The sequence below is a fragment of the Aquiflexum sp. genome (genome assembly GCF_977115555.1).
Map to the genome: position 1 here is coordinate 1 of NZ_CDSBKL010000047.1, position 16,923 is coordinate 16,923.

Consider the following 16,923-nt stretch of genomic DNA (forward strand, 5'->3'; position numbering starts at 1 on the left):
CTACCGAGTAGGAATGTTTTCTTTTTTACTAAAAATCTCCGCTATTTAATAAATTAATCAGTCCGGCAGACCAAATCAGGAAACCAACTGCCAATTGCCAATTAACTTTTTTATAGTACCAGATGAAAAGAATAAATAAAATTAGGTAAGTCAGTAAAAAAGTAAATAAAAAATATTCGTCAAAAAACTTCCCTATTGTCCTGTCAACTGAAGGTTGAATCAAAAAAAGCGACCCGATAATTATATGACTTTTGTGAATAACCGGATTTGTCTTTCTTTTTACAAAACCAATTACAATCAGAACACTTGCAAAAAGATATTGGGAAAATACCATCTTGCTCAGAGGGACCATATGGCCTATTTCCAAAAAGCGATCGAGGTAGATATAGCCAATGGTAAAAAACATACCAACAAAAGCCACCATGCCAAATATGCCCAAACTTATATGCTTGCGAATGTTCCCTTTGCTTATCAATCCGGTCTGAAATACAAGCAGCGTAAACCAGCTAAAAGCAAAAAATGCATGAATCAAGAATTTAGCAATGAAATTACTTTTTTGACCGATGTCAGTTAGCCAATTGTCCGAAAATCCAACCATCATAAATAGCCAGAAAATCAAACTCATTATAAAATAGAAATTCTTTCTCATAAAAATTGTCTTTTGAGGATTTCAAGGTCAGACCGTGAAAAAAGTCCCATTTCTTTTAGTTCTCATGTTTCACAGCTTTGGTAAATTTAGTAAAATCAGATAAGGATTTTTTCCCTTGTAATGAACTTCTGCATGCAACACATCAAAGGCATTGACCGCCAAAAGATGAACCTCTCAACTCTTGACGAACATATCAGCAAAAACAATTCTTTCAGGATCATCTGCCTAATCTGTAAACTTTTTTCAGGATGAGACAATCCGGTTTTTATTAGCTTTTGTGTCTTTCAAGTGTAATTTCTATTTTATTTTCAAACAAGTAAGTCTATTATTGTCCCGATTAGTATTGCTGTTAAAGTAAAGGTTATCATGCCCACGATGTAAGCTAAAAATGCTTTGACATAATTGACAATTTTTCCTTTTCCATAAAATTGGCCAATTGCCCAGGAAGAATAAATGAATCCAACAATTCCTGCAATTTGCATCAAGTCGATATTTATCAAACTTTGAACAGTTCCAAAAACCGAATACACCAACATTCCCATCCCCATTACAAAACAAAGAAGTACTAAAATTTCGAAGATGTTGACTTCATGTTTTCTGAAAAACAGTTTTGTCCAAGCTCCGATAAAAAAGGCCATGATAATATTTGCATAGCCATAATTTCCCTGTACCCATTGGAAAATTGAAAGTGTAGCAGATTCTTTTACGTCTGTGTATTTTATATAACTGTCTTCAAAGGAGAAAATACTGTTCGAAACTGAATAAATCAGAGAGGTAACCACAAGAAACACTATTGGTTTTACCAACCTGTTTCTGTCTTCATTCAAAAAATCTTTTATGTTTTTACCCGGATTGGTAGCTAATTCCCGAATTGTAAACAAAAAGCCTTTTTCAAAACTTAAGACAGAACGAATTTCTTCAAGCAAATACTGCCCATCAATTCTTGTCAAAGCTTTGGGATGACCACAATTTGGGCAATAATTGGAAGCCACCTCTGTACTACAGTTTTTACAAGTTTCGTCCATATTTAATTTAAGTTTCGTTCTTTCAATAGTTTTTTCAGGGCTTCATTTCTTTCAGATTTTTTTGTCATTTTGTAAATAAAGTACAAAGGAATAAGGGTGAGAAAACCCCAAGTGTTTTTTAGAACACTATAAATTATAATTCCTATCATGACACCTATTAAGGCGGCATGCAGTATAGAAGCTGATTTCATTTTCCTCGCTTCTTCCAATAATTCTTGGTCTGATAATTCTGATAGTTCTTTTTGTTCCATTTGGCTGCTGGAATTTGTAAAGTTCAAATCATTTTTAGAAGTCTTTAAAATCTTTTATGGATCCAACTATTTACAGTTTTTTATTGTTTACAATTCTGTCTAAAGTAATGAAAAACCCTCAAATTAGGCAGATTTCGATGCCTAGGATTTGGTTAATCAGCCTTTCAGAGCGTGTGAGAAATTTAGCAAAAAAGAGTCAAGGTTCCTGAATACTGTGAGCTGACGAAATCAGATTAAAGTAAGGGGAATTTCATTCAACGGTTTCGGGCCTTGCGTTCGGGCTGGCTTTTTAGCAATAAGTTTGATACGAAGAACTGCACTCCAATTATACATAAAATTGGTAATAGAAGTACCTCACCCCGCCTGACGCAAAACCGATGTAGCGGCTGCCATTTTTATTGTTAGGATAGGAAAGTATTGTTTAAAAGTCTCTGGCCTGCGTTTTCGTCATGTGTAGGCAAATAGATTGTTTTCCTTAGTCTGCAGTAGTCAACAATATTTTGGTAGGTCTTAGCTGTCAATTTATAGTCAGCATTAACCCCTGCTAATTCATTCATTAATACTTGCTCTTGGCTGTATGAGGAGTCACCAGAAAAAATTATGTCAAAATTGTCTGTTTTGAAAAGTATGGAACTGTGTCCGATGGTATGACCAGGAGTTGGGATATACAATAAATCTTCATTGGACGTGATTGGATATGCCTTGTTGAATATTTCAATTTTGTCGTTTTGATAAGTCACTTTATTGGGTTTAAACCTTTTTGGATATGTGCTTGGCATATTGCTGTCAGCACGTTTATATTCAAGGTCACCAACTATTATTTCCTGCTTCGGAAAAAACTTCAAACCATCAGTGTGGTCAAGGTGAAGATGCGTCAGCACAACCAACTTAACATCGTCAATACTTAAATTGACACTTGAAAATTGATGATTCAATTCTTGTTTTTCCTGTATTTGAAATTTAGCTGCATTTTTGAATTGAAAACGTAAAAACCAACTTTCCTTTTCCAGATATTTGTCCAAGTCAGCCACCTGAGCGTTTTCTCCTGTGTCAATAACAATTAGTCCGTCTGGATGCTCAATCACCCAAACCCAAATGGGCAAATAGTTGGTGTAGTTTTTATCTAATAGAATGTTCAGTTTGGCAAGTTCGCCTATACCTTTTTTCTTTTTGAAGTTTGTTTTCACAGCTACGCAGCCAGTGCATAGCCCATGAATTTTAACGTCTTTGCCTTTCAGTTTTACCGTTGTTGTCACATTTTTGAATGTTGGCAATATGCCTTGAATTTGTTCCATCTTTTTGAATCTTAGTAATTTGATGAAACAAAAGTAGATGCAGTCAGAAGGTCAAAACGATAACAAAAGATAAGAAGCGAAGAAGTTACTTTTTTGCTATTCTGTTTCTGATTCGGCTTAATGAAACAGGGGTCACGCCAAGATACGTTGCAATTTGATGTTGGGGTATTCGGTTAATCAAATCAGGTCTTTCTTTTTGGAGTTTAATGTAACGTTCTTCGGGGCTGTCGAGAATCTGCGAAGTAAATAAGTCATGCAGAGAAACAAAGCGTTCTTCTAATATTTTTCTTACCAACTCATTCAATTTTGGATTACTTTTTAATACCTGTTGAAAGTCATTGTAGTTTATTGCCAAAACCTCGCAATCTTCAATGGTTTCGATACTGTGTCTGCTTGGCTTTCGAGAGATAAAACTGTCGTAAGCTCCTGCAAACATCTTTTCTGTAAAAAAGTAAGCTGAAATGTCTTCTCCGTCTTTTTCATAGAAAAGTCTGATGCAGCCACTTTTAATGAAGTAAACTTCTTTAGCAATTTTCCCAGCTGTCAAAAGATTAGTTTTCTTTTTTATTGTCCTGCTGTCAAAATTCTTTGTGAAAGCTTCAATTTCTTTTGCTGTCAATTCTTCCATTTATTTTTCAGATGTCGGCTTTTTATAGTTCTGACTAACGGTGAACCAAACGCTGTACAGCTCCGCACCATTTGGCAGTCTCCGATATTGCGTTTAGTGGATGTTGAATGAGGTTGTCCTTTGGAAGAAAGGTTCCATGGTTCCTGCTCTTTTTCCTGTTATAGGGGAAAGGTTTCCTATAAAACTAAAAAACATTTTTTAATCCAATCCATCAAATGGCCTTTTTCCTGTTCCCTATGCTTACCAAGAATCAAGATAAGAAAAGTGGAATGAAAATTTAAGGAATAAAAACAAATTAAGTAAGCTAAAGGTATAAAGCCTAAGCCTGTAGGTTTAAAATAGGTGCTTAGCTGCCTTTTTGGGGAGATCGGAATTGCTTAGGCTTGAGGTTTTGGGAAGCTAGTTCCACGATTTCTTTGATCCGGTTTTGTCTGGTTTCAGACCTCTTGGCCAATACAAGCCATTGGAGGATATTCCGCTTGTCGGACCTGCTCAGTCCCAAAAAATAATCCTTTGCCCGGGGTGTCTTTTGGAATTCAGCCTCCAAATCCTCTGGGATAATCAAGGCCTCCGCTTCATCCAAGATCGTCCAAGAGCCATTTTCCTTGGCTATTTCGATCGTTTTAAACCCCGCTTCGGTCATGAGACCTTGAGAAATCAGCTTATCGATTTTTTCCTTATTGATCTTCGACCAAACACTCTTGGGCTTTCTTCTGCTGAAAAACTGCATGAATTTTTCTTCGTCCAAGGGCATTTGCTTGCTGTCAATCCACCCAAAACAAAGCGCTTCATCTACTGCATCCGAGTAGGCGACAGTCGGAGCATTTGACTTTTTTTTGTAGTAAATAATCCAAATGGACTGTTTGATGGAGTGATTTTCCTGTAGCCAATCCCTCCATTCCTGTCGGCTTTTGGGGTAGAAAGTTTCTGTTTCTTTTTCCATTTTCTTTTTTTGATCAAAGGATATGAACCGTTCTCAATTCCATAAATTTTCTATCCCAAATCACTGCTAAACGTCCCAATCCAGGATTTTGGTCTCAAAGCCGTCAATGCTTTTCACATTTTTTTCTGCCCAATAATTCCTGATTCCTTCCTCGCCTTGCTTTTCTGCCCAAGAATTAAGTATCGTTCTCTCTTCCTTGAAATCCATATAGGGAACCGCAAAACCGCAGGAAGTCTGCACCAGGTCAACCTCCATTTCGATGATCTGCCTCGAACCTGATACAGGAGGAAATAACTGAACATACCCATCGAATTCCGCATCGCGATGATGGTAAATCTTGGCTGTCCCATACAACCTCAGGATCATCGGCTTGCCTTCAAAAGCACAAAACATGACCGTCATCCTGTTGTTTTTGATCAGGTGGGCAGCAGTTTCGTTGCCACTTCCCGTGAGGTTGAGCCACAGAATTTTGTTAGGACCCAAGACCCGAAATGAATCAGTTCCTTTGGGGGAAATATTCACTCTGCCTTCTTCAGCTGCTGTACCGACAAAAAATATTTTCTGCTGTTGGATAAATTCAGCCAACTCGGGCGTAATGTGTTCAAGTTTTTTTCCCATGTTTTCTTTAAAATGCTAAGATAAGTCAAACATTAAAAAAGTCATCCAAGTTGAAGTATGATGAATTCAAAATTACAAGTATCCCTATCGGCCTCTTGCCTTTCCATTCATTTGAACATATCTTTCTACTTCCAATAATTTGAATGTTATGTGGGTAATCCAATTGCTTAAAGAACCATACCCATTGAATTCGATCAGGAAAATGACCTGGTTTGCAGCATTTGTGTCAGTGTTTGTGTTTCTGTTTTTATCTTTTTTCCAACCTTTCGGACTGAGTTCCGGGACATTAGACGGGTTATTGAAAGTAACCTCCACTTATGGGTTGATCACTTTTTTCACCATCGTGCTAGGTACTGTGGCCATACGGAATCTTTTTCCAAAGTATTTCCAAGAGAATCATTGGGTTTTTGGACGGGAACTCCTCATTACCATGTTCAATTTTTTTCTGATAGGTGTTTTCAATATCCTCTATTCCAATTACATGTTTAGCATTGGACTAAATTTAAGAGGATTCCTTTTTTTCCAGTTATATACATTGGGCGTGGGATTCTTTCCCATCATTTTTTACATGATGATTAAATATACCCACCTACTCCGATCAAACATCCAAACGGCAAATGACTTATCGGGAAGTATTTCAAAAGCACAAACACCCAATTGTCAAAGCCAAGACAACAAACTCCGAATCCATTCCGAACTGAAAAAAGATGACCTGGAAATCGATGGAAGGGATTTGGTTTATGCTGAAACTGCAGATAACTATGTTGCTGTTTATCACCTAGTAGACAACAGTTTGCAAAAATCCATGGTGAGGAGCACATTGGGCAGGTTGGAGACAGATGTAGAAGGTTTGCCTCGATTGGTCCGCTGCCATAGGGCCTTTTTAGTCAATCTGGATTTTTTGGAAAGCTTCCGAGGCAATGCCCAAGGCTTACAACTCAGACTCAAATTCGGCCAAAACGAAATCCCCGTTTCACGGAATATGGTATCAAAAATCAAAAATCTGCTTGATTGAGCTTTGCTGCTTAGCACCAAAAACCTTGTTTTTCAGCCCTAATCTGGTTATTTGTCCCAAATCCTTTCCTTCTAGCCCTCTTATTTTTCTCTGATAGGAACCCTGCATAAGTTTGAGAAACAAACGACAACACTTATGCTCTTCCAATCTATTCTTATCATCCATATCGTAGCGGGTTTTTTGGCCCTTTTGTTTGGCGCGATGGCCATTGCTTCACGAAAAGGTCAAAAAAACCACCTGAAATCCGGAAACTGGTACGTCTTGATGATGTATGCCGTCGGCACTTCGGCCATTTTGATGACGCAACTCAAATCCAATCCCTTCCTCTTCACTGTCGGGATTTTCACCCTCTATATGACATATACAGGTCAGCGCTCGATCTTTTACTATCGGTTAAGGGAAGCTTACCGTATCGGATGGAAAGACATTGTTCCTACAGGCATTGGCTTGCTGGTATCGGCAGGGATGGTGGTCCAACCCATTTACCAAATGCTGAAAACCAATACTTTTTCAGTTTCTGTGATGGCGGTTTTTGGGGCGATCCTTATGGGGTTTGCCATCCGTGATGTGCGCATGATCTTGAAAAACCCAAGCTTCCAACCGAATAATAAGACATGGCTGGTCAAGCATATCGGACTGATGGGTGGGGCATACATTGCTACCCTGACGGCTTTCCTGGTAACCAATGTGAATTTCACTCCGGGATGGATCATATGGCTTGCCCCTACCCTTGTAGGATCCATATTGATATCACGGGCAAGCAGGGCATGGCACAAAAAACTTAAAATCAATTCCTAAAACCAGGCAAGCAAAAATTCTCATAAGTATCTAAAACAATCTTTTTCACCAAATAAACCATAGCGACATGAAAAAACTCCTCTCCACCTGCTGCTTTATCGTTCTTCCTTTTATCGTCCAAGCTGAATTTTTGATAACAGGCAAAGTAACTGACGAAAATGACCGCCCGATTCCATTTGTGAGTATCGGTTTTGTAGGAACCTCGATCGGGACAGTGTCGGCTGTTGAGGGGGATTTTATACTGTATCTCAATGAAATCCCGGACAATAAAATCCCGCTAAAGATCTCTTGTATGGGCTTTGAACCTGTGGAAATGATCCTTTCAGACGAAAATTATACCAAACCCTTAAACATCAAGCTGAAGGAAAATACACTTGTGCTTCAGGAGATGGTGGTCAAATCCGGGATTTTGGTAAAAAAAGAGTATGGAAATAAGGATGAAAAAACCGCCATGAAAACCAACCTTGCCATCAGCGATAAACCCAATATGAACCTAGGTGCAGAAATTGGCCGAAAGTTTCGTCTTGGGGATGAACCCAACTTCATTTCAAAATTGAAATTCTATGTGGGTTTCAACAATTTTGATACACTCATGTTCCGGGTAAATTTTTATGAATTGGAATCTGGTGAACCTTCAAAGTTTTTGAACCAAAAACCCATCCTGAGGCAGGTAATAGCCCATAAAAGCGGTTGGGTGACATTTGACCTGGAAGAAGAAAACATCGTGCTGAGCGGTACCATTGTCGCAAGTATTGAGTGGGTTGGGGCAAGCAAGCGGGGAAACAGTTTTGGGTTGAATATTTCCATGCCTGCACTGTTTCAAACACATTACTATAAATATGGCGCCCAAAACAAATGGAAGGTTTTTCCAAACATGTCCTCCTCGATGGTGCTCATAGCGGAATCAGCCAAGTAGGAGATAAAACGTTGCAAATGAAAAGCCATTTTAAATCTCTTTCCTCTCAACCCTTTGCAAAATGATCAATATTTGAAGCTCTGTTTAGGTATCCAAATTTGGCATTTTGTCTATGTTTATTCAATATTGTCGGTGACATATCCATTTTCAAGTTGGACTAAGTCAAGTGCCAAAAATTCCTGAAGGTGTTTTGAGTTCAAATGGTCATGGAATGCCTGTTCGGTTTTAAAGCACTCCCACAGGATTATCATTGTCGGGTCAACTTTCGATTATTTGATGTCAAAGGAGATGTTGCCTATTTCCAATATTGTGAGGTTGCAAATAGAAAAATCCGGATTCTGGCTTTTGTCATTTTCTTTCAATGTCCATTATTTCCCCATCATCCAACATCATTTTAAGATCTGCCTTGAGAATGGGAATCGATTCTCCTGAAAATGACTCATCCCTTCTGATTTTTAAGTCTTTAAGTCCCCGTCTTTTATTTGTCTCGTAATCATTTAACAAAACAAAAACGGTATCCCCATCAATTTTTTCGACTTTATATAAAGTATACTGCTTGTAGTCGATTTTTATTTCAAAAATATCTCCGGCTTGTGGTGAGGCAATTAACATCAGATTTTTCTCTTCCCTTTGCTTACTCATGATTCCTCCGAAAATAAAAAAAGCAATGAATAAAATAATCCCTGAAAAAGTCCAGACCGGGGTCTTTCCTTTCTGCTTTAAGATTTCATAATTGCTTCTGAGGTAAACGGGGAATTCTTTCTTTTCAAGAACTTGCTTACAATGGCTGCATTGTGTCAGACCTGTTTTTCCGATCGGAAAAAATGGAATCCAAAATACATGTGCATATTTTTGGAAAACCGTCATCCGAACACTGTTTTGTGTTCCGCAGTTTGAGCATTTATCTTGGATGACTTCTGTTGCAACTTCTGTCGCTTTACTTCCAAATACAACCATTTTTGATACTGTTAATAATTTTTTCTTTCTCTTCCGGAAAGGGATATTTAGGGATGTAAATCTAATTTGAGAAGGGTCATTTTCAAAATTTTACCCTGGTGATACAGGTGTATTTTTTTATGAAATTGTTAATCTTTTGGAGGGCACCATTTTTTTTTCAACAAGTCAAAAACAATAAACAGTTGCTTGATATAAATATGATAATCAAAAAGCAGCCATTGTAAACCAATTAGAAATTGTAGACCTTTTTCCCATTGATTATCAGTTAAAAAAAGAAATTTTATACCTTGACTTCAGGTTAGGTTTTAAATCACTGAAAAAAAATTTAACCTTTTTTCACATTCCGGTGCAACCTATTTTTACTGACATGTATCTACCTATTTGAAAGCCAATAGTAATGTTATTCAAAAAAACTTTTACCACTGAAACAGACATCATCAAAGGTTGCTTAAAGGGTGAGCGAAAAGCCCAGCAGCACTTGTATGAGTCCTACTCGGGAAAGTTTTTGGCCATCTGCCTGCGATATGTCAAGGACAGAGATTTGGCTGAGGATGTCATGATTGAGGGCTTTATGAAGATCTTTGAAAAACTACCACAATATGAAGCCAAGGGAAGCTTTGAAGGCTGGATGAAACGCATCGTCGTCACCCAATCGCTGCTTACCCTTCGCAACAACCGCAACCTGAGCATGGAAGTGAATATGGAAAGCCACTTGGAATTGGCTGATTCCCATTATGAACTCAACCATCTCGAAGCCGCGGAACTCATGGATCTCGTAGAGGGATTGCCGGTGGGATATCGGACGGTTTTCAACCTGTACGCCATCGAAGGCTATAGCCACGCTGAAATCGCCGACTTACTTGGCATTACAGAATCCACTTCGAAATCCCAACTCAACAGGGCAAGAAATACATTGAAACAAAAAATAGCCGATCAACAAATCAAAGAAAGGAGAATCAATGGCTAACACAGATAAAAACTTCGATCAGTTCTTCAAAGAAAGGCTGGCCAAACATGAAGAAAAACCTTCCCAACTCGCTTGGGAAAGACTTGAAAGGCAACTGCCGAAAAAAGATAAAGGAATATGGTTTCCCATTATGGGAATTGCCGCTTCACTGCTTCTTTTCCTTGCAGTGGGCTACGTGGTATGGCAGTCAAATTTGGAATCTGAAAGCAGCCTTCCACTTACCTCAGAGCTGACCACTCCTATTGAGGATGAGAGTTCTGAAACCTTGGAAGAAACCATTCCGGCAAACCCCGAATCCATTGAGGAATCAAAAGAGACCACAGGAGAACAGGCAAAGGAATCAGACAAAACTGTTCCAGCTCCAATAAAAAAATCTGTCATTGTCAAGCCGCAGATAAAAGAAGCTCCAAAGGAATTGCTGGCAGTAGCGGAAAGGCCTGAGGAAAGAATCGATGAAGCATTTGTGGAAACCCCTGAGATCGTAATTCCCGAACTCAATGTCACTGAAGCCATTGCCCAAAATAACGTCGAAGTTGAAGAAGAAGTGATGACTTACAAAATCACCATCAAATCCAACGGGATCAAAGAAGAGCCTGAAAAGCAGGGGCTCATAGCAGGAATTGAAAATAAAGTAGAAAAAATAGGAGGATTGCTCAACAAAGTAGAACAGGGTTTTGCAGACCTGCAGGATGCAAAAGACAACTTGTTTGTAAGCAACAATACCTCCAGAAGAGAAAGAAAATAATCCGCCAAAATTGAAAACGTAAACCATCATGAAAAAATACCTATTATTATTTTGCTTCCTCGGACTGGTGCAGTTTGCATTCGGAAGTACGGACAGGGAGTTTTTGGCTCCAAAAGACACCATCATCGTGGAGTTTGGAACTTCGGGAAAAATCGTCCTTGTCGTGGACAACAAAGAGGATTTTGAGCGGCTCAAAAAAATGAACATCAACCAGATCATCTCTGAGCTTGACCTGCAGATAGATGAAAAAACCGGGGAGCTTGTCGTCGTGGAAGTTTCCGGAAAAAACGGATCCCGCGAAATCGTCAAAGTAACTGAGGACTGGAACAAAACCGAGGTATCAGTGGCCGGCATCCGGATTCTGGTAGATGAATCCAGCCCCAACACGAGGGTAAAAGTGGAAACCGGGATTAAGAAAAAAAGCGACCCACCGTTCCGGACCTATTTTGCTGTAGACCTTGGACTCAACAACTACCTGGACAATAACGGGCAATTTCCAGGAACCTCCCAACCATATTCTGTAAGAGGATGGGGCAGCTGGAATGTAGGACTTAACTTCTTTGCCAGCCAAAGAATCAGCAAAGGATTCCGCTTTGACCTAGGCATGGGAGTTCAGTGGTATAATTTCAAATTTGAAAATACCGACTTCCAAGCTGTGAGAGGAGATGATATGATCGAGTTTGTCCAAAGAAATGATGTTGCAGGGTTTAAGAGCAAAATCTCTGCGTCTTACCTGACCACCATGGGCCTATTCAAATTGGATCTTGGAAGAATGAATGATCAGGGAAGAAAGGGATTGAGATTTGCTGCAGGACCTTATGTAGGCTATCGCTTGGGCGGAACCTCCAAATACGTCTACCGTCCGCTCGAAGGAGGCGGAAGGAGAAAAGAACACCTGAACACCGGGATTTTCCTCAACAACTTCCGGTACGGTATCCGAGGAGAGGTCGGATTTGGCAGGGTCAATTTCTTTACCACTTACGATTTCAACCAACTATTCCAAGATGGCAGAGGACCTGAACTGAATCCTATCACCTTCGGAATTATATTCTAAGTCCCTTTTTTTGAACACTAAGCCAATGAAAACGACCACACTGATATTAATTCCACTTCTGTTTCTGACTACCCTGGGCTTTGCCCAGGAGTCGGATTCAACCCAGGCAGTTCCGCTAAAAACCAACAATTTTACGCTTTTCAATACAGATATAATCGTCTATAAAAATGCTGAAGGCACCAAAACTTGGGAATTTGTCTCAAGAGACGACCGCTATACTGAATACCATTCCAAAGCCAAAAAGTCCAGTAACGGCCTGACAATGGATATCGGTATCAACACCTGGATCGGAGATGATGCTGCCCCGGCAGTGAAACCATGGGGAAGCTGGAATCCTGCCATCAATTACCATTATACCTACAAGCCTAGCAAAAACTTCAACCTCAAATCCACCATCGGCGTCAGCTGGTACAACTTCAAATTTGAAGACCGAAACCTGCAGGCATTGAGGGGCGATGAGGGATTGATTTTTGTCGAGCATCCCTCCGGTACCGGGACAAAATCCAAAATATCCGCCTCATATGCCAATATCAGCCTAGTGCCTACAGTGCAGACTACCAATGGAAATTTTAGCTTTGGTGTCGGACCTTTTGCCGGCTATAGGTTGGGTGGAAGAGGTAAATTTGTATACCGTGATCCACAAGGTAACAGAGTAAAAGAATTCCAGTTAGGCAATATGTTTGCCTCTGATTTCCGATATGGGCTGAGGGCCGAAGTCAGCGTAGCCGATGTGACCCTTTATTTCAATTATGATCTCAACGAAACTTTCCAAGAAAACAAAGGACCAAAGCTTAATGCTTTGAGCTTTGGTTTCATCCTTTAAAACCAACTTACTATGAAAACAATCATTAAATCATCATTCGCGCTGTTCGTGATTTTGGCAACGGCTGCAGTCTCCCCGGTTTTTGCACAAGTCAAAACAATCGTGGACGTCACCAAATCCTTTTCAGGTATTTCCAGAATTGAAGTTTCTGGAGGTCAGTTGGAAGTGGAATACATCGGAGGGTCCAATACCGATGTCTCTGTAAATGCTTTTCTAGAATCTACCAATGATGACCAGGATATCGTATTCGTCACCCTCGGGGATGTGTTGAAGATTTCCCATAAGGTAAATAACAGCAGCAACAACTGGAACAATAAAACCAAAGGACATATCAAAATCACCGGACCCTCAGGTATGAGTCTGGATATGAAGGGAGGATCAGGTTCTGTCTATGTGGAAAATGTCTCCTCTGAAAGTATCAACCTCTCTGTTGGTTCAGGGAGTGTTTCCGCCAAAAACATCAGTGCAGACATCTTGGCAAATGCTGGTTCAGGATCCATCAAAATGGCAGGAATCCAAGGCAATGTCAAAGGAAATGTCGGTTCCGGATCTGCCAAGATGGAGGACATCAAAGGCAACATCTATTATTCATCAGGAAGCGGCGGAATCAGTATTGCGGGGGTGGAAGGCACAGTCCATGTGAGTCTGACTTCCGGTAATGCCAAGCTGGAAAACGTATCCCTGTTGGGCGATTTGAAAGTGACTTCCGGAAATGTCTCTGCTACCAATGCCGGATTGGGTACAGAAACCAGATTCAGCGGAACCTCTGGTAATTTCAAAATCCAAACCCCTTCCAACCTCAGAGATTTCAATTACAACCTCAGTGCCAGCTCAGGCAATATCACTGTCGGCAATTCCAGAGGAGGCAGAAACCTGAATATCGACAACGGCGCAAACACTGAAATCCGGGGAAGCATCACTTCGGGTAATATTTCAATAGTGAACTGATTTTAGGATATTAAAAATTAGCCATGAACTCAATGTTTTAAGGTGTTTTCACAGTGATTTTGAAAATCTATGTATCGAAAAATCATAGTTCTAGTTTTACTTTTGGCTTCATCTTACCCTTCCATCGCACAAAATGAAACAATAGAATCATTTTGGGGACTGGGACTAGGACTGAAATCCCAAAAGATAGTGGACAAGGTAGTTTCGCCAATGAGGTATTCAGGTACCAACCTCTACTTCAATCTCAACCACCAAAGAAATAGAACCAAAAGCATTAGTTTTTTTGAGTTCAAGGGCAGTATTGGATCTCTCTCTACCAAGATTTACGAACCTTCCCAAAACGGGGGAAGGTTCGTACCTCCCAAATCCTCTTTTTATTGGAATGAAATTGCTTACACCAACCTCCGGAATATTTCCACATTTGATAATGGGGCCAAGATATACTTAGGCGGAACTATTTCACATTTACTAAGTATTCGACTAAATGAAAGGTGGGACAGCAGCATGATCAATTTTGAGGGTGGGGGGTTTCTGAATGCAACCGGTTTGTACACAAGGGATTTCAATTTCTTTAATAAACCAATCAAAGGAAATTTCAAGTTGTCTATTCCAATTTTTGGGTATCTGATACGTCCAAACTATACCGGTGTTCCGAACTTTATTAACCACGAAATCCCCTTCCTAAAGGAATTTTATCAAAACGGTTATTTTGTTTCCTTTTTCTCTTTTCCTCGAATTAAATCACGAATCTGGATGGACTATCCTATCTCTAGCGGAAACAGGATTCAATTTGGTTATGAATGGGATAATTATTCCTTCAAAAACCCCCATTCGCTTTCAGCTACAAGCCACACATTTAGTTTAAACTTTTTGTTGAAAACAAAATGAAAAACAAACTCATTTTAATATGGCTGTTAATTATAGGAGGATTAAGTTCGTGTGAATTAATATGGATGGACAATGATCCTGTCAATTCGTATGAATCAAATTTTGATATTCTCTGGAGTACCTTGAACGAACGGTATTCATTTTTTGAATACAAAAATATTGATTGGGATGCATCGTATCAATCTTATAAAAGCAGGGCAATTTCAGCAACTAATGACCAAGAGTTTTTTGATATTCTAACAGAAATGCTTTCCGAACTTCGTGACGGTCATGTGAATCTTAGGTCTCCTTTTGATATTTCAAGGTTCCAACAATATCTGGATGCCCCTCCAAATTTCAATTATGATTTATTGGAAAGGAATTACCTTGAAGGTTCACGAATCACTGGTCACTTACTTAACCATGAAATACAGGGTGTTGGGTATATTTATTATAGGAGTTTCACAAATCCAATTACGAATTTTGAAATGGATTCAGTGATAAATAGGTTTATAAACCTTCCGGGAATAATTATTGACATTAGAAATAATGAAGGTGGAAATCCTGCCAACGGCCTAAAAATCCTTTCAAGGATTATAAGCCAAAGGACGCACATTTATTCCAGTCAATTCAAAAATGGACCTGGAAGAAACGATTTTACCGAAATAGAAAAAGTATTTCTCGATCCTTATTCCGAAGGCCCGAATTTTACAGGAAAAATCGTTGTATTGACAAATAGAAGGGTATTCAGTGCAGGAAGTTATTTTTCGGCTGCCATCAAAAACATCGATAATGCCATCCTCATGGGAGATGATACAGGAGGGGGAAGTGGGGTACCTGCAGGATTTGAATTGCCAAACGGATGGTATTTTAATTATAGTTCTTCGATTGGATATACAGCCCAAGGATTGAATTTTGAGACAGGGGTACCTGTAGATATAATGATAGGGATGGATCCTATTGATGTCCAAAAAAACAAGGATACTATTCTGGAGGCGGCAATTAACTACATAAAAAACTGAATTATTTTAGAATATTGATCCATAGGGATTTAAAGATATTTTTTAATCCTTTACTTTTTTCTAAAAATAAAATTATTGGTTGATTCGTCATTCCAAGCAATAATAATTCCCGGAAATACTTAATTACACCAACGGTTTAAACTTTTCTATCTGCCAAAGTTCTAAAGGTTACCAAGTTTATGCCTAACTTATGGTATTATTTTAATCCTTGTTTTTACCTAAATCCGAATTGAACCAAATGGAACCAATCAAAAAAGAAGATCTAAGCCAAGAAATTTTTGACATGTATGACTACTATGTCCATGGCAAAATTGACAGAAGAGAATTTGTAAACCGCCTTTCGGTATTTGCTGTCGGGGGACTGACGGTATCGGCGATTTTAGGATTTTTACTTCCCAATTATGCCGAAGCAAAGCGCTTTACCCAAGATGACCCGAGATTGATTTCCTCCTATGTGGAGTATGATTCTCCAAAAGGCGCGGGCAAAATGAAAGGCTTGCTGACAAGGCCTGCAGATAAAAAAGGAAAACTTCCGGGTGTCATCGTGGTCCATGAAAACAGGGGATTGAATCCATACATAGAAGATACTGCCCATCAGGCTGCTTTGGATGGGTTCATTGCTTTTGCACCCGATGCATTGACGCCTTTTGGTGGCTATCCCGGCACTGACGACGAGGGACGTACGATGCAATCCAAGCGTGACAGGGAAGAAATGTTGCAGGATTTTATCGCCGGCTATGAGTTTTTGAAAGCGCATGACTTATGCACAGGTAAAGTCGGTGTAGTCGGATTTTGCTTTGGCGGTTGGATTTCCAATATGATGGCGGTCCGTGTACCTGACCTGAAAGCAGCAGTACCTTTCTATGGGGGACAGCCGACAGCTGAAGAAGTGCCAACTATCAAAGCACCTCTTCAGATTCATTATGCAGAATTGGACACAAGGGTCAATGAAGGTTGGCCGGCTTACGAAGAAGCCCTGAAAGCCAATAAGAAGAAATATGAAATGCACATGTATCCGGGAGTCAATCATGGTTTTCACAACCACTCGACTCCGAGGTATGACAAGGCTGCCGCAGATTTGGCTTGGGGAAGGACGATTGATTTCTTTAAGAAAAACCTCAAATAGGTGCCACATTCAAAATGCTCAGCAACAAAAAAGTCAGCGGATCCGCTGACTTTTTTGTTTTGGGGGAAGTTTGATCATATGATGGCTAATTTTAACGTAAATGTTGAAATTACTTCAACGACCAATCTACAACTCAGTGACTTGCCCAAGAACATACGGGAAGAAAAACACCGGCTTATAGTTCAAGGCCGCCTTCTTGATTATGCTCCGCTATTTTCATTCTATCTGAACCAGTGTTTGTAATAAATATTTCGTCTTAAAAAATGCCTATAACGG

At 39.6% G+C, this 16,923-nt stretch carries 20 protein-coding genes; 11 read left to right on the forward strand and 9 right to left on the reverse strand.

Going from position 1 to position 16,923, the window contains the following annotated elements:
- Positions 1–28: 28 nt before the first annotated feature.
- The 7 genes from ACZFYI_RS04905 to ACZFYI_RS04935 all read right to left on the reverse strand — a co-directional run bounded on the left by ACZFYI_RS04905 (position 29) and on the right by ACZFYI_RS04935 (position 5,409).
- Entirely contained in the window at positions 29–649 is a 621-nt protein-coding gene (locus tag ACZFYI_RS04905; protein WP_462523001.1) for a hypothetical protein, read from the reverse strand.
- A 308-nt stretch (positions 650–957) separates the two neighbouring features.
- Entirely contained in the window at positions 958–1,674 is a 717-nt protein-coding gene (locus ACZFYI_RS04910; RefSeq protein WP_462523002.1) for a DUF3667 domain-containing protein, read from the reverse strand.
- Between the two features lie 2 nt (positions 1,675–1,676).
- Positions 1,677–1,925: an FUSC family protein gene (locus tag ACZFYI_RS04915; protein ID WP_462523003.1), complete on the reverse strand. Its 249-nt coding sequence runs from the start codon at positions 1,923–1,925 to the stop codon at positions 1,677–1,679.
- Positions 1,926–2,326: 401 nt separating this feature from the next.
- Positions 2,327–3,220, reverse strand: coding sequence for an N-acyl homoserine lactonase family protein (locus ACZFYI_RS04920; protein ID WP_462523004.1), 894 nt, complete (start codon positions 3,218–3,220; stop codon positions 2,327–2,329).
- Between the two features lie 85 nt (positions 3,221–3,305).
- Entirely contained in the window at positions 3,306–3,848 is a 543-nt protein-coding gene (locus ACZFYI_RS04925) for a Crp/Fnr family transcriptional regulator (RefSeq protein ID WP_462523005.1), read from the reverse strand.
- 346 nt (positions 3,849–4,194) lie between these two features.
- A complete protein-coding gene (locus tag ACZFYI_RS04930) occupies positions 4,195–4,791 on the reverse strand; it encodes a YdeI/OmpD-associated family protein (protein ID WP_462523006.1) in 597 nt (198 codons plus the stop codon).
- A gap of 66 nt (positions 4,792–4,857) precedes the next feature.
- Positions 4,858–5,409 (reverse strand): pyridoxamine 5'-phosphate oxidase family protein, encoded by a 552-nt coding sequence (locus ACZFYI_RS04935; RefSeq protein ID WP_462523007.1) that lies wholly within the window; start codon positions 5,407–5,409, stop codon positions 4,858–4,860.
- Positions 5,410–5,557: 148 nt separating this feature from the next.
- Between ACZFYI_RS04935 and ACZFYI_RS04940 the strand changes: the two genes are divergently transcribed.
- From ACZFYI_RS04940 to ACZFYI_RS04950, 3 genes are all read left to right on the forward strand, one after another.
- Complete coding sequence (locus ACZFYI_RS04940; RefSeq protein WP_462523008.1) at positions 5,558–6,424, forward strand: LytTR family transcriptional regulator DNA-binding domain-containing protein; 867 nt, start codon at positions 5,558–5,560, stop codon at positions 6,422–6,424.
- 135 nt (positions 6,425–6,559) lie between these two features.
- Entirely contained in the window at positions 6,560–7,222 is a 663-nt protein-coding gene (locus ACZFYI_RS04945; RefSeq protein WP_462523009.1) for a DUF2306 domain-containing protein, read from the forward strand.
- A 67-nt stretch (positions 7,223–7,289) separates the two neighbouring features.
- A complete protein-coding gene (locus ACZFYI_RS04950; RefSeq protein ID WP_462523010.1) occupies positions 7,290–8,138 on the forward strand; it encodes a carboxypeptidase-like regulatory domain-containing protein in 849 nt (282 codons plus the stop codon).
- A gap of 116 nt (positions 8,139–8,254) precedes the next feature.
- On the opposite strand, the gene ACZFYI_RS04955 is transcribed toward ACZFYI_RS04950, so the two are convergent.
- Both ACZFYI_RS04955 and ACZFYI_RS04960 read right to left on the reverse strand, forming a co-directional pair.
- Positions 8,255–8,389, reverse strand: coding sequence for a hypothetical protein (locus tag ACZFYI_RS04955; protein ID WP_462523011.1), 135 nt, complete (start codon positions 8,387–8,389; stop codon positions 8,255–8,257).
- 97 nt (positions 8,390–8,486) lie between these two features.
- A complete protein-coding gene (locus ACZFYI_RS04960) occupies positions 8,487–9,095 on the reverse strand; it encodes a zinc-ribbon domain-containing protein (protein WP_462523012.1) in 609 nt (202 codons plus the stop codon).
- Positions 9,096–9,492: 397 nt separating this feature from the next.
- Between ACZFYI_RS04960 and ACZFYI_RS04965 the strand changes: the two genes are divergently transcribed.
- The 8 genes from ACZFYI_RS04965 (at position 9,493) to ACZFYI_RS05000 (ending at position 16,647) form a co-directional block, all read left to right on the forward strand.
- The gene (locus ACZFYI_RS04965) at positions 9,493–10,062 is read left to right on the forward strand and encodes an RNA polymerase sigma factor (RefSeq protein WP_462523013.1); all 570 of its coding nucleotides are present in this window, start codon (positions 9,493–9,495) and stop codon (positions 10,060–10,062) included.
- Positions 10,055–10,807, forward strand: a complete 753-nt coding sequence (locus ACZFYI_RS04970) for a hypothetical protein (RefSeq protein WP_462523014.1) — start codon at positions 10,055–10,057, stop codon at positions 10,805–10,807. Before ACZFYI_RS04965 ends, ACZFYI_RS04970 begins: the two co-directional genes overlap by 8 nt.
- A 28-nt stretch (positions 10,808–10,835) precedes the next feature.
- Positions 10,836–11,861, forward strand: coding sequence for an outer membrane beta-barrel protein (locus tag ACZFYI_RS04975; RefSeq protein ID WP_462523015.1), 1,026 nt, complete (start codon positions 10,836–10,838; stop codon positions 11,859–11,861).
- A 25-nt stretch (positions 11,862–11,886) separates the two neighbouring features.
- Positions 11,887–12,684, forward strand: a complete 798-nt coding sequence (locus ACZFYI_RS04980; protein ID WP_462523016.1) for a hypothetical protein — start codon at positions 11,887–11,889, stop codon at positions 12,682–12,684.
- Between the two features lie 12 nt (positions 12,685–12,696).
- The gene (locus tag ACZFYI_RS04985) at positions 12,697–13,632 is read left to right on the forward strand and encodes a DUF4097 family beta strand repeat-containing protein (RefSeq protein ID WP_462523017.1); all 936 of its coding nucleotides are present in this window, start codon (positions 12,697–12,699) and stop codon (positions 13,630–13,632) included.
- 69 nt (positions 13,633–13,701) lie between these two features.
- Positions 13,702–14,520: a hypothetical protein gene (locus tag ACZFYI_RS04990; RefSeq protein WP_462523018.1), complete on the forward strand. Its 819-nt coding sequence runs from the start codon at positions 13,702–13,704 to the stop codon at positions 14,518–14,520.
- Positions 14,517–15,521 (forward strand): S41 family peptidase, encoded by a 1,005-nt coding sequence (locus ACZFYI_RS04995; protein WP_462523019.1) that lies wholly within the window; start codon positions 14,517–14,519, stop codon positions 15,519–15,521. Before ACZFYI_RS04990 ends, ACZFYI_RS04995 begins: the two co-directional genes overlap by 4 nt.
- Before the next feature lie 238 nt (positions 15,522–15,759).
- The gene (locus ACZFYI_RS05000) at positions 15,760–16,647 is read left to right on the forward strand and encodes a dienelactone hydrolase family protein (RefSeq protein ID WP_462523020.1); all 888 of its coding nucleotides are present in this window, start codon (positions 15,760–15,762) and stop codon (positions 16,645–16,647) included.
- The last annotated feature ends 276 nt before the right edge of the window (positions 16,648–16,923 follow it).

Bases quoted from the DNA above. Each gene is read 5' to 3' on its own strand.
- ACZFYI_RS04935 (WP_462523007.1), bottom strand. From the start codon at position 5,409: ATGGGAAAAAAACTTGAACACATTACGCCCGAGTTGGCTGAATTTATC.
- ACZFYI_RS04960 (WP_462523012.1), bottom strand. From the start codon at position 9,095: ATGGTTGTATTTGGAAGTAAAGCGACAGAAGTTGCAACAGAAGTCATC.
- ACZFYI_RS04975 (WP_462523015.1), top strand. From the start codon at position 10,836: ATGAAAAAATACCTATTATTATTTTGCTTCCTCGGACTGGTGCAGTTT.
- ACZFYI_RS04995 (WP_462523019.1), top strand. From the start codon at position 14,517: ATGAAAAACAAACTCATTTTAATATGGCTGTTAATTATAGGAGGATTA.
- ACZFYI_RS04930 (WP_462523006.1), bottom strand. From the start codon at position 4,791: ATGGAAAAAGAAACAGAAACTTTCTACCCCAAAAGCCGACAGGAATGG.
- ACZFYI_RS04970 (WP_462523014.1), top strand. From the start codon at position 10,055: ATGGCTAACACAGATAAAAACTTCGATCAGTTCTTCAAAGAAAGGCTG.
- ACZFYI_RS04940 (WP_462523008.1), top strand. From the start codon at position 5,558: ATGTGGGTAATCCAATTGCTTAAAGAACCATACCCATTGAATTCGATC.
- ACZFYI_RS04925 (WP_462523005.1), bottom strand. From the start codon at position 3,848: ATGGAAGAATTGACAGCAAAAGAAATTGAAGCTTTCACAAAGAATTTT.
- ACZFYI_RS04990 (WP_462523018.1), top strand. From the start codon at position 13,702: ATGTATCGAAAAATCATAGTTCTAGTTTTACTTTTGGCTTCATCTTAC.
- ACZFYI_RS04920 (WP_462523004.1), bottom strand. From the start codon at position 3,220: ATGGAACAAATTCAAGGCATATTGCCAACATTCAAAAATGTGACAACA.
- ACZFYI_RS05000 (WP_462523020.1), top strand. From the start codon at position 15,760: ATGGAACCAATCAAAAAAGAAGATCTAAGCCAAGAAATTTTTGACATG.
- ACZFYI_RS04950 (WP_462523010.1), top strand. From the start codon at position 7,290: ATGAAAAAACTCCTCTCCACCTGCTGCTTTATCGTTCTTCCTTTTATC.
- ACZFYI_RS04965 (WP_462523013.1), top strand. From the start codon at position 9,493: ATGTTATTCAAAAAAACTTTTACCACTGAAACAGACATCATCAAAGGT.
- ACZFYI_RS04915 (WP_462523003.1), bottom strand. From the start codon at position 1,925: ATGGAACAAAAAGAACTATCAGAATTATCAGACCAAGAATTATTGGAA.
- ACZFYI_RS04955 (WP_462523011.1), bottom strand. From the start codon at position 8,389: ATGATAATCCTGTGGGAGTGCTTTAAAACCGAACAGGCATTCCATGAC.
- ACZFYI_RS04945 (WP_462523009.1), top strand. From the start codon at position 6,560: ATGCTCTTCCAATCTATTCTTATCATCCATATCGTAGCGGGTTTTTTG.
- ACZFYI_RS04985 (WP_462523017.1), top strand. From the start codon at position 12,697: ATGAAAACAATCATTAAATCATCATTCGCGCTGTTCGTGATTTTGGCA.
- ACZFYI_RS04910 (WP_462523002.1), bottom strand. From the start codon at position 1,674: ATGGACGAAACTTGTAAAAACTGTAGTACAGAGGTGGCTTCCAATTAT.
- ACZFYI_RS04980 (WP_462523016.1), top strand. From the start codon at position 11,887: ATGAAAACGACCACACTGATATTAATTCCACTTCTGTTTCTGACTACC.
- ACZFYI_RS04905 (WP_462523001.1), bottom strand. From the start codon at position 649: ATGAGAAAGAATTTCTATTTTATAATGAGTTTGATTTTCTGGCTATTT.